7 protein-coding genes are annotated in these 8277 nt (G+C 70.5%); all 7 read left to right on the forward strand.

Annotation, left to right across the window (positions count from 1 at the left end; all coding sequences use genetic code 11):
• Positions 1 to 201: 201 nt before the first annotated feature.
• The 7 genes from ACTWQN_RS37505 (at position 202) to ACTWQN_RS37535 (ending at position 8219) form a co-directional block, all read left to right on the forward strand.
• A complete protein-coding gene (locus ACTWQN_RS37505) occupies positions 202 to 1299 on the forward strand; it encodes an LLM class flavin-dependent oxidoreductase (RefSeq protein ID WP_443208432.1) in 1098 nt (365 codons plus the stop codon).
• Positions 1296 to 1430, forward strand: coding sequence for a hypothetical protein (locus ACTWQN_RS37510; RefSeq protein ID WP_443208433.1), 135 nt, complete (start codon positions 1296 to 1298; stop codon positions 1428 to 1430). Before ACTWQN_RS37505 ends, ACTWQN_RS37510 begins: the two co-directional genes overlap by 4 nt.
• A gap of 84 nt (positions 1431 to 1514) precedes the next feature.
• Complete coding sequence (locus ACTWQN_RS37515) at positions 1515 to 2894, forward strand: type I glutamate--ammonia ligase (RefSeq protein WP_443208434.1); 1380 nt, start codon at positions 1515 to 1517, stop codon at positions 2892 to 2894.
• Positions 2895 to 2961: 67 nt separating this feature from the next.
• Entirely contained in the window at positions 2962 to 4155 is a 1194-nt protein-coding gene (locus tag ACTWQN_RS37520; protein ID WP_443208435.1) for a TetR/AcrR family transcriptional regulator, read from the forward strand.
• A gap of 281 nt (positions 4156 to 4436) precedes the next feature.
• Positions 4437 to 6089, forward strand: coding sequence for an acyl-CoA carboxylase subunit beta (locus tag ACTWQN_RS37525; protein WP_443208436.1), 1653 nt, complete (start codon positions 4437 to 4439; stop codon positions 6087 to 6089).
• Between the two features lie 46 nt (positions 6090 to 6135).
• Positions 6136 to 6390 (forward strand): acyl-CoA carboxylase subunit epsilon, encoded by a 255-nt coding sequence (locus ACTWQN_RS37530; protein WP_443208437.1) that lies wholly within the window; start codon positions 6136 to 6138, stop codon positions 6388 to 6390.
• Between the two features lie 65 nt (positions 6391 to 6455).
• Positions 6456 to 8219, forward strand: a complete 1764-nt coding sequence (locus tag ACTWQN_RS37535) for an acetyl/propionyl/methylcrotonyl-CoA carboxylase subunit alpha (protein ID WP_443208439.1) — start codon at positions 6456 to 6458, stop codon at positions 8217 to 8219.
• Positions 8220 to 8277 lie beyond the last annotated feature (58 nt).

The raw sequence follows: 8277 nt of genomic DNA on the forward strand, positions 1-8277 counted from the left end.
GTTCGCGTCGGCCACGACATGCGGCCGTGTGTCGGGTTGACGTGTCGGGTTGACCGGCTGGACGGGCGGATCTCGATCGCGGTCTGCTTGTGACCTGCGTCCCGCTGGTGGGGGTTGCGGTTCACCGGGAACAACTCGCAAGGCAGAATCGTTCGTGAAAGTAGTTGAAGATTGTAGTAACTGGCTAGTGAGGGAGCTCAGATGCAGTTCGGGATCTTCACGGTCGGCGACGTCACCACCGACCCGACCAACGGCCGCACCCCCTCCGAGGCCGAGCGCATCAAATCGATGGTGCGGATCGCGCTCAAGGCCGAGGAAGTCGGCCTGGACGTCTTCGCCACGGGTGAGCACCACAACCCGCCGTTCGTGCCGTCCTCGCCGACCACCATGCTCGGCTACGTCGCGGCGCGCACCGAGCGGCTGATCCTGTCCACCTCGACCACGCTGATCACCACGAACGACCCGGTCAAGATCGCCGAGGACTTCGCGATGCTGCAACACCTGGCCGACGGCCGGGTCGACCTGATGATGGGGCGCGGCAACACCGGCCCGGTATACCCGTGGTTCGGCCAGGACATCCGCCAGGGCATCCCGCTGGCCATCGAGAACTACAACCTGCTGCACCGGCTGTGGCGGGAGGACGTGGTCGACTGGGAGGGCCGGTTCCGCACCCCGCTGCAGTCGTTCACCGCCACGCCCCGGCCGCTGGACGGCGTGCCGCCGTTCGTCTGGCACGGCTCCATCCGCAGTCCGGAGATCGCCGAGCAGGCCGCCTACTACGGCGACGGTTTCTTCGCCAACCACATCTTCTGGCCCAAGGAGCACACCGAGCGGATGGTGCGGCTGTACCGGCAGCGGTTCGAGCACTACGGGCACGGTTCGGCGGACCAGGCGATCGTCGGGCTCGGTGGCCAGGTGTTCATGCGGAAGAACTCCCAGGACGCGGTGCGCGAGTTCCGGCCGTACTTCGACCACGCGCCGGTGTACGGCGGCGGGCCGTCGCTGGAGGAGTTCTCCCGCGAGACCCCGCTGACCGTCGGCAGTCCGCAGGAAGTCATCGACCGGACCCTGGCCTTCCGCGACTACGTCGGCGACTACCAGCGCCAGCTGTTCCTGATGGACCACGCCGGGCTGCCGTGCAAGACCGTCCTGGAGCAGCTCGACCTGCTCGGGGAGGAGGTCGTCCCGGTGCTGCGCAAGGAATTCGAGTCGCTGCGGCCGAAGCACGTGCCGGACGCCCCGACGCACGCGTCGCTGCTGGCCGAGGCCGAGGCGAAGAAGGCGGAGGCGGTGAAATGAGCGACCGGAAGCTGGTCGTCGTATCGGCCGGGTTGAGCCAGCCGTCGTCCACCAGGCTGCTGGCCGCCCGTCCCGACGCCTTCGAAGAGCCCGTCCCGTTCGAACAACTGCTCGCCGGAAACCAGAACTGAGTCCGTCGTGAATTCGGGGCGCCCGCGGCCCGGCGTGTTGGCCACGGGTGCCCTTCGGCTCGAATGCTGGATACGGTGGCGGCTATGAGTACGGAGTGGATCCCGGGACCGGAGCAGGCCGGGTTGGCCGACGCCGTCGCCCGGTTGCGGGCCGAGGGCGTCGAGCTGGTTGAGATGTCCTTTGTGGACAACGCGGGGAACGTGCGGGTGAAAGCCGTTCCGCTGGACCGGTTGCCCGCCGCCGCGCGCTTCGGCGTCGGGGCCTCGCCGTGCTTCGAGACGTTCACCTTCGACGACGTGATGGCCCTCGGCCGCTACCTCGGCGGTCCCGACGGCGACCTGCGGCTGGTGCCGGACCTGGACCGGCTGGTGCGGTTGGCGGCGCTGCCGGGCTGGGCCTGGGCGCCCGCCGACAAGTTCACCCAGGACGGGAGCCGGTTCGTCGCCTGCCAGCGGGCCTTCGCGGCGCGCCAGGTGCAGGCCGCCGCCGACGTCGGGCTGACGGTGCTCGCCGCCTTCGAACACGAATGGGCGCTGGGCGCGGCCGACACCGACGAGTTCGTCCCGGTCCTCACCGGCCCCGCCTACGGCCAGGTGCGGCTGGAGGCCACCGCCGACTACGCGCGCGAACTGGTCTCCGCCCTGCGCGAGCAGGGGTTGGAGGTCCAGCAGTTCCACCCGGAGTACGCGCTCGGCCAAGTGGAGCTGTCGGTGGCGGCGACGGATCCGCTGGGTGCTGCCGACGACGCGTTGCTGGTGCGGCACACGGTGCGCGCGGTGTCGCGGCGGCACGGTTGGCGGGCGAGCTTCGCGCCCTGCCTGGTCCCCGGCGGCGCGGGTTCCGGCGGGCATCTGCACCTGTCGGTGCACGGCGCCGAGGGCAACCTGTTCGCCGATGGGTCCGGCCGCTACGGCCTGCACCCGGCGGGTGAGGCGTTCTTGGCCGGGGTGCTGCGGGAACTTCCCGCGCTGGTGGCCATTGGTGCGGGCAACCCGGCGAGCTTCCTCCGGCTGGAGCCGTCCCGGTGGGCCGGGGTTTGGCAGGTGTGGGGCCGGGAGGCGCGGGAGGCCGCGTTGCGGCTGATCACCGGCACGACCGGCACCCAGCAGTGGGCCGCGAACGCCGAGGTGAAATGCTTCGACGCCACCGCGAACCCGTACCTGGCGGTGGGTGCTGTGCTGGCGGCGGGCCTCGCGGGAATGCGCGAAGAACTGCGGCTTCCCCAGGAGATCAGCGGCGATCCGGCCGCGTTGACCGACGACGAACGCACTGCGGCGGGCGTCCGCCGACTGCCCACGAACGCCGCGGTTGCCGCCGCCGCGCTGGAGGAGTCGGAAGTGCTGGCCGATGCCTTGGGCAAGGAACTGCACGACGCGATCTGCACGGTTCGCCGCGCCGAAGCGGACCGCTTCGCCGACGCCGACCCAGCCGAGCTCGCCGCGCTCACCCGCTGGCGCTGGTGACGGCGCCAGGAGTCCCGCACGACGGTGCGCAAAGCATGTCCGTGACATCCGGTGGAGGGAGGCGACGATGGCGGAGGCGACCAGCACACCTGCCCGCAACACGCGCCCGCGCAACCGGCGTGCCATGATCACCGCCGCCGCTGCGGACCTGTTCTACCGCCTCGGGTATGCGCGGGTCGGGATGAGCGACATCGCCGAGGCCGTCGGGGTCGGGTCGTCGGCGCTGTACCGGCACTTCGCGGGCAAGCAGCAGCTGCTGACCCGCGTGGTGCTCGACGAACTCCACCCGTTCAGCGCGATCACCGCGCGGGTGGCCGACCACGACCTGGACCAGGTGGTCGCGCAGCTCGCCGCCGCCGCGCTCGACCACCGCCAGCTCGGTGTGCTGTGGCAGCGCGAGGCCCGGCACCTACCGGAGGAGCAGCGCGACGTGCTGCGTGAGGAACTGCGCGGTGTCGCCAGCGGACTGGCCGAGGTGGCGCGCGCTTTCCGGCCGGAGCTGACCGGTGCCGACGCCCGGTTCCGCGCGTGGTGCATGTTCAGCGTCCTCACCAGCCCCTCCTACCACCAGGTGGATCTGTCCCGGCGCGAGTTCGAGCAACTGCTGCGGGCGATGGTCGTCGTCATCGGGACCCAACCGCCGCTGCGGTTCGCCGCGCGCCGCCCGGCCGGGCTCGACCAGCGGTCGGCGCTGTTCGCCGGGCGTGCCTCCCGGCGCCGGTTGCTGCTGTCCGCGGCGATGCGGCTGTTCTCCGACGCCGGGTACACCAAGGTGACCACCGAGGACGTGGGTGCCGCGGCGGGCATCGCCGGGCCCAGCCTGTACAACTACTTCGCCAGCAAGCAGGAACTGCTCGGTGCGGTGATCACCCGCGGCAACGCGTGGCTGGAGGTCGAGCTCGAACGCACGCTGGCCAACACCCCGGCCGCCGACGACGCGCTGCGCGAGCTGCTGCGCTCCTACATCACGTTCGCCTTCGACCACGGCGGGTTCATCGACATCCTGGTCAGCGAGGTCAACCACCTGCCGGACGCGGAACGGCACCGGGCGCGGCAGACGCAGCACGCCTACGTGGCGGAGTGGGTCGGACTGCTGTGCGAGGCGCGCCCGGAACTCGACCCGGTGCGGTCCCGGATCCTGGTGCAGGCGGCGTTGACGGCGGCCAACGACATGGCCCGCACCGGCTCGGTGCGCGACGTGGACGCACTGCTGCGGGTCGGCTCGGCGCTGATGCTCGACACCCCGGTCACGACCGGATGACCAGCCACCACGAAGCTTAGGCGAGTTGCTACGCCCCATTCACTTAGGTGATGAACCCGCAGGAAGAAGGGCTTGCATTAGTCTGGGTGGGCTACGCGCTGCTCACTTCGAAATTGACTTCGGCAACCGCGGCGCACTAATCTCCGCACTGACCAGGTCTGCCCGCTGGTGCGTCGCGCGCGCTGGGGTGATGGAGCCGCCGAGACCGCCCACGCCCGTGTACAGCCGCAGGTGGGCCGTAGACACTGGAGCCGAGCAGGTAACGAGGACAGGTTGGTTGCATGAGCAGCGCGACGGAGCCGGTCGGTCAGCCGCCGGTTGACGTGCCGGACATCCACACGACAGCGGGCAAGCTGGCGGATCTGTACCAGCGCAACGCCGAGGCGGTGCACGCGGGCTCGGCGCGCGCGGTGGCCAAGCAGCACGCGAAGGGCAAGAACACCGCCCGCGAACGCATCGACATGCTGCTGGACCCGGGTTCGTTCGTGGAGCTCGACGAGCACGCCCGGCACCGGTCCACGACCTTCGGCATGGCGGCCAACCGCCCCTACGGCGACGGCGTGGTGACCGGGTACGGCACCGTCGACGGCCGCAAGGTGTGCGTGTTCTCGCAGGACTTCACCGTCTTCGGCGGATCGCTGGGCGAGGTCTTCGGCGAGAAGATCGTCAAGGTCATGGACCTGGCGCTGAAGACCGGTTGCCCGCTGATCGGGATCAACGACTCCGGCGGCGCGCGGATCCAGGAGGGTGTCGCGGCGCTGGGCCTGTACGCCGAGATCTTCAAGCGCAACACGCACGCCTCGGGTGTCATCCCGCAGATCTCGCTGATCATGGGGCCGTGCGCGGGCGGGGCGGTGTACTCCCCGGCGATCACCGACTTCACCGTGATGGTCGACCAGACCTCGCACATGTTCATCACCGGCCCGGACGTGATCAAGACGGTCACCGGTGAGGACGTGACCTTCGAAGAACTCGGCGGCGCCCGCACCCACAACTCGCGCTCCGGCAACGCGCACTACCTGGCCACCGACGAGGCGGACGCGATCGCCTACGTCAAGGAGCTGCTGTCCTACCTGCCCAGCAACAACCTCGCCGAGCCGCCGGTGTTCGAGGGTGCCGAGAATGGCACCGCCACCGGCATCGTTTCGTTTTCCGATTCGATCACTGACGCCGACCGCGAGCTGGACGAGTTGGTGCCGGATTCGCCCAACCAGCCCTATGACATGCACGAGGTGATCTCCCGCGTCGTCGACGACGCGGAGTTCCTGGCGGTCGGCGCCCTGTTCGCGCCGAACATCATCACCGGCTACGGGCGAGTCGAGGGCTACCCGGTGGGCGTGGTGGCCAACCAACCCACCCAGTTCGCGGGCACCCTGGACATCGACGCCAGCGAGAAGGCCGCGCGGTTCGTGCGGACCTGCGACGCGTTCAACATCCCGGTGCTGACCTTCGTCGACGTGCCGGGCTTCCTGCCGGGCACCGACCAGGAGTGGAACGGCATCATCCGGCGCGGCGCGAAACTGCTGTACGCCTACGCGGAGGCCACCGTCCCGCTGGTCACCGTGATCACCCGCAAGGCCTACGGCGGGGCCTACGACGTGATGGGCTCCAAGCACCTGGGCGCCGACGTCAACCTGGCCTGGCCGACGGCGCAGATCGCGGTGATGGGCGCGCAGGGCGCGGTGAACATCCTGTACCGGCGGCAGTTGGCCGAGGCGACCGAGTCCGGCGAGGACGTCGAGGCGGTGCGGGCCCGCTTGCAGCAGGAGTACGAGGACACGCTCTGCAACCCCTACGTCGCCGCCGAACGCGGTTACGTCGACTCGGTGATCCCGCCGTCCTACACCCGTGGGTACGTGGCGCGGTCGCTGCGGATGCTGCGCGACAAGCGCGCCAGCCTGCCCGCGAAGAAGCACGGAAACATCCCCCTGTGACGCCGTGAGTGGCGGCGATCGCCGCACCACTCGCGAGGAGGTGCACATGAGCCAGCACGCAGACGGCACACCGGGCGAGCGCCCGGTGCTGCGCATCGTGCGCGGCAATCCCGACGACGTCGAGATCGCCGCGCTGACCACGGCGCTCAGCGGCCTGGCCGCCACGAACGCCGCGGCGCCGCCGACGCGGCGGCAGATGTCGCTGTGGGGCGACCGGGCCGCTGGCGCGCGCCACCCGGCGGGCCGTCGGCCGCTGCGCCCCGGTCCGCACGCCTGGCGCGCGTCGGGCCTGCCGGGCTGACGGTTCCCAACCAAGATTTCGACGGTTCCTCCGGCGTCGCGCCGGGAAATGAGGAGTTGACCACTGTGGACGTGACGTCGATCAGCAAGGTCCTGATCGCCAACCGCGGTGAGATCGCGGTGCGGGTGATCCGCGCCTGCAAGGACGAGGGCATCGCCTCCGTCGCCGTCTACGCCGAGCCCGACGCCGACGCGACGTTCGTGCGGCTGGCCGACGAGGCGTTCGCGCTGGGCGGTTCGACGCCGGGCGAGTCGTACCTGAGCATCGACAAGATCATCGACGTTGCGAAGCGGTCGGAAGCCGACGCGGTGCACCCCGGTTACGGGTTCCTGTCCGAGAACGCCGAGTTCGCCCAAGCGGTGCTCGACGCGGGCCTGATCTGGATCGGCCCGTCACCGCAGGCGATCCGGGACCTCGGCGACAAGGTCACCGCCCGGCACATCGCGACCCGTGCCGGGGCGCCGCTGGTGCCGGGCACCAAGGACCCGGTCTCGGGTGCCGACGAGGTGGTGGCCTTCGCCGAGGAGAACGGGCTACCGGTGGCCATCAAGGCCGCGTTCGGTGGTGGCGGCCGGGGCCTGAAGGTGGCCCGGACGCTGGAGGAGATCCCCGAGCTGTACGCCTCGGCGGTGCGGGAGGCCGAAACCGCGTTCGGTCGCGGCGAATGCTTCGTGGAACGCTACCTGGACCGGCCGCGGCACGTCGAGGCGCAGGTCCTCGCCGACCAGCACCGCAACGTGCTGGTCGTCGGCACCCGCGACTGCTCGTTGCAGCGCCGCCACCAGAAGCTCGTCGAGGAGGCCCCGGCGCCGTTCCTCACCGACGAGCAGCGCCGCACCATCCACGAAGCGGCGCGCGCGATCTGCGCCGAGGCCGGTTACTACGGTGCGGGCACCGTGGAGTTCCTGGTGGGCCTGGACGGGACGATCTCGTTCCTGGAGGTCAACACCCGGCTGCAGGTGGAGCACCCGGTCTCGGAGGAGACCACCGGCCTCGACCTGGTCCGCGAGCAGTTCCGGATCGCCGCCGGGGAGAAGCTGCGCATCGCCGCGGACCCCGAACCGCGCGGTCATTCGCTGGAGTTCCGGATCAACGGCGAGGACGCGGGCCGCGGCTTCCTGCCCGCGCCCGGCACGGTCACCCGCTTCGTCGCGCCGCAGGGGCCGGGCGTGCGGGTGGACGCCGGGGTCGAGACGGGCAGCGTGATCGGCGGGCAGTTCGATTCGCTGCTGGCCAAGGTGATCGTCACCGGCGCCGACCGGCAGCAGGCCCTGGAGCGGGCCCGACGGGTGCTCGATGAGATGGTCGTTGACGGCATGGCCACGGTGCTGCCGTTCCACCGCGCGATCGTCCGCGACCCGGCGTTCGTCGGCACCGACGGGTTCACGGTGCACACCCGGTGGATCGAGACGGAGTTCGACAACACCATCGAACCGTTCACCGGCGGCGTCGAGGCAGAGGAACCGGAGCCGAGGCAGACGATCACCGTCGAGGTCGGTGGCCGCCGCCTGGAGGTCTCGCTACCCGCCGAGTTCGCCGCGCCGTCAGCGTCCCCGACGGCGAAGGCCAAGCCGCGCAAGCGTTCCGCGGGCAAGGCCGGTGCCGCGGTCTCCGGCGACGCGGTGACCGCGCCGATGCAGGGCACCATCGTCAAGGTCGCGGTCACCGACGGCCAGCAGGTCGCCGCCGGAGACCTGATCGCGGTCCTGGAAGCGATGAAGATGGAAAACCCGGTCACCGCCCACAAAGCGGGCACGGTGACGGGCCTGTCGGCGAAGCCGGGTGACTCGGTCTCCCAAGGCACCACGCTCTGCGAACTCAAGGACTGAAAACGTCGAGCGCAGATCCCGCAGCGCTGCGACACCGGGGTGGGGGGGGGGGGCGGGG

Origin of the sequence: Saccharopolyspora antiqui (assembly GCF_052246905.1) — a bacterium.
In the GTDB taxonomy this organism is placed as follows: domain Bacteria; phylum Actinomycetota; class Actinomycetes; order Mycobacteriales; family Pseudonocardiaceae; genus Saccharopolyspora.

What these genes read in the sequence shown, in the direction of transcription:
- ACTWQN_RS37505 (WP_443208432.1), top strand. Translation starts at nt 202, where the DNA reads ATGCAGTTCGGGATCTTCACGGTCGGCGACGTCACCACCGACCCGACC.
- ACTWQN_RS37510 (WP_443208433.1), top strand. Translation starts at nt 1,296, where the DNA reads ATGAGCGACCGGAAGCTGGTCGTCGTATCGGCCGGGTTGAGCCAGCCG.
- ACTWQN_RS37515 (WP_443208434.1), top strand. Translation starts at nt 1,515, where the DNA reads ATGAGTACGGAGTGGATCCCGGGACCGGAGCAGGCCGGGTTGGCCGAC.
- ACTWQN_RS37520 (WP_443208435.1), top strand. Translation starts at nt 2,962, where the DNA reads ATGGCGGAGGCGACCAGCACACCTGCCCGCAACACGCGCCCGCGCAAC.
- ACTWQN_RS37525 (WP_443208436.1), top strand. Translation starts at nt 4,437, where the DNA reads ATGAGCAGCGCGACGGAGCCGGTCGGTCAGCCGCCGGTTGACGTGCCG.
- ACTWQN_RS37530 (WP_443208437.1), top strand. Translation starts at nt 6,136, where the DNA reads ATGAGCCAGCACGCAGACGGCACACCGGGCGAGCGCCCGGTGCTGCGC.